The sequence below is a fragment of the Roseateles sp. genome (genome assembly GCF_036486225.1).
In the GTDB taxonomy this organism is placed as follows: Bacteria; Pseudomonadota; Gammaproteobacteria; order Burkholderiales; family Burkholderiaceae_C; genus Roseateles.
This window is the reverse complement of the sequence record NZ_DASVNZ010000342.1, coordinates 1-2,532: the sequence shown is the minus strand read 5'-3', so window position 1 is coordinate 2,532 and position 2,532 is coordinate 1. Positions and strand designations below refer to the sequence as shown.

Sequence of the window (2,532 nt, the reverse complement as noted above, 5' to 3'; positions counted from 1 at the left end):
GGTCAACGCCTGGGTCGCCCAGGCCGGACAGCATGCGTACGCGCAGTTGGCGCCGCTGGTGTTCGAGCAGTCGGAGGCCGATCCGGCCGCCGCGGCGCTCGTCGCGCAGGCGGTCGCGGAACTGGAGCAGCTCGCGCTGGCGCTCGATCCGACGCGGGCGCTGCCGCTGTCGCTCGCGGGCAGCGTGGCGCAGCGGCTCGCCGCGCTTTTCTCAGGCAACATTCGGGCCCGTTGCGTGTCGCCCCAGGGCGACTCGGCCGACGGTGCGCTGCGGCTGGTCCGCGGCGCTCTCTCCGACCCCCGTTGAAGACGAGAAGCCCGATGAGCACCAAGCTGCCCTTCCAGTTCAAGCCCGATCCCGCCGCCGCCTCGCCGCTGTACATGCAGCTGGCCCACAAGCTGGCGCAAGCGATCCGCGAAGGCCAGTACCAGGCCGACGAGGCCCTGCCGTCGGAACGCGTGCTCTCCGAGTCGCTCGACCTCTCGCGCGTCACCGCCCGCAAGGCGATCGACCGCCTCGTCGAGCAAGGCCTGATCGTGCGCAAGCGCGGCTCCGGCAACTACATCGCCCCGAAGCTCGAACAGCCGCTGTCGCGCCTGACCAGCTTCTCCGAGGAACTTCATCAACGCGGCTTCAAGCCCAGCAGCCGCTGGCTGACGCGCGGCTTCGCCATGGCGGCGCCGGACGAGCAGCTCTCACTCGGTCTCACGACCGGTCAGCGCGTCGCGCGCCTGGAACGCCTGCGCCTGGCGGACGCCGTGGTCATGGCCTATGAGCTCTCGATCCTGCCCGAGGCCGTGCTGCCCGATCCGCAGAAGGTCGAGTCCTCGCTCTACGAGCACCTCGCCCAGCATGGCGGCGCGCCGGTGCGCGCGCTGCAGCACATCCGCGCCATCAATGCGGACTCGCGTCTCGCGGGCCTGCTGCAGGTGCCGGTGGGGCAGGCGGTGCTGTTCATCACCCGCGTGGGCTACCTCGACCAGGGTCAGGCCGTGGAGCTCACCCATTCCTACTGCCGCAGCGACTACTACGACTTCGTCGCGGAGATGAGGCGAGACGGATGACGACCCAGCACATCGACGGATTCATATTGACACCCAGCGGGTTCATCCGCGGTGTGCTGGAACATCAGGACGGGCGCGTGATCCGCATCGACGGGACCGCCGCGCCGGAATACGACGTGCGCCACGGCGCGCAGGACCTGCCCATCGTCCTCCCGGGCTTCATCGACACGCACGTTCACGGCGGCGCCGGCCGCGACACGATGGAAGGCGGCGACGCCGCCGCGCAGCTCGCGAAGCTGCACGCCAAACACGGCACCACCTCGCTGCTCGCGACGACGATGACCGCGCCGCTGGAGGAAATCCGGCAGGCGATGCGCGGACTGGCCGAGCTTTGCGTCGTGCGGCCGGAAGGCGGCGCCCGCGTGCTGGGCGTGCACCTCGAAGGGCCGTACATCAATCCCGGCAAGCTCGGCGCGCAGCCCGACTTCGCCAAGGCCGCGTCGATCGCCGAGATCCGCGACCTGCACGCGATCGCGCCGATCCGCCTGATCACGCTGGCGCCCGAGCTGCCCGGCAATCTCGACCTCGTCGCCCAGTTGCGCGTGGCCGGTTTCCAGGTCCAGATCGGCCACACGCTCGGCACCTATGAAGACGGGGTGGCCGCGCTCGGCCGCGGCGCCGGCGGCTTCACGCATCTGTTCAACGCGATGACGGGCCTGCACCACCGCGAGCCCGGCATGGTCGGCGCCGCGCTGGCGCACGCCCAGTACGCCGAGATCATCCCGGACCTGCTGCACGTGCACCCCGGCGCGATCCGCGTCGCGCTGCGCAGCATCCCGCATCTGTTCTGCGTCACCGATTCGACGGCGGCGGCCGGCATGCCCGACGGCGAATACAGCCTGGGCCGCCACCGCGTCACCAAGTGCCTCGGCGGCGTGCGCCTGCCCGACGGCACGTTGGCGGGATCGACGCTGACGATGGACCAGGCGCTGCGCAACCTGGTGCTGAAGCTGGGCCTGCCGATCGAGGACGCGTCGAAGCGCGTCTCGACGAACGCGGCCGACTATTTGGGTCTGGACGACCGGGGCCGTCTGGCACCGGGCGCCTGGGCGGATTTCGTGGTGATGGACCGTGGCTTGCAGTTGCAGTGCGTGGTCGTTGAAGGAGAAGCAATTGACCTCGCGAATGCTGGATGAGGCGCTGAGCGCGCCGCAGGTGGTGGCCCGTCAACTGGCCGCCGATCAGAACGCCTACGCGGCACTGGGCGACGCGCTGCGCGAGCAGCCGCCGACCTCGTTGCTGACGATCGCGCGCGGCAGTTCGGACCATGCGTCCCACTACCTCGCCTATCTGCTGATGGCGCGACTGGGCCGGCTGGTGACCTCGTTGCCGATGTCGCTGATCACGCTCTACCAGAGCAAGATCGAGAGCCAGGGCCTGGTGTCCTTCGCGTTCTCGCAATCGGGCCAGAGCCCGGACCTGGTCTCGCCGACGCAGTACTTCCGCGCCAACGGTGCGCGCACGGTC

3 protein-coding genes and 1 pseudogene are annotated in these 2,532 nt (G+C 69.9%); all 4 read left to right on the top strand.

Annotation, left to right across the window (positions count from 1 at the left end; translation table 11 throughout):
- A pseudogene (locus VF536_RS22280) lies at positions 1-307 on the top strand (ATPase); the annotation flags it as partial.
- Positions 308-321: 14 nt separating this feature from the next.
- Positions 322-1,065, top strand: a complete 744-nt coding sequence (locus tag VF536_RS22275) for a GntR family transcriptional regulator (RefSeq protein ID WP_088405999.1) — start codon at positions 322-324, stop codon at positions 1,063-1,065.
- Positions 1,062-2,201, top strand: a complete 1,140-nt coding sequence (gene nagA / locus VF536_RS22270) for an N-acetylglucosamine-6-phosphate deacetylase (RefSeq protein ID WP_331617087.1) — start codon at positions 1,062-1,064, stop codon at positions 2,199-2,201. Before VF536_RS22275 ends, nagA begins: the two co-directional genes overlap by 4 nt.
- A partial coding sequence (locus VF536_RS22265; protein ID WP_414710432.1) for an SIS domain-containing protein occupies positions 2,179-2,532 on the top strand: 354 nt, incomplete at its 3' end. The genes nagA and VF536_RS22265, both read left to right, overlap by 23 nt.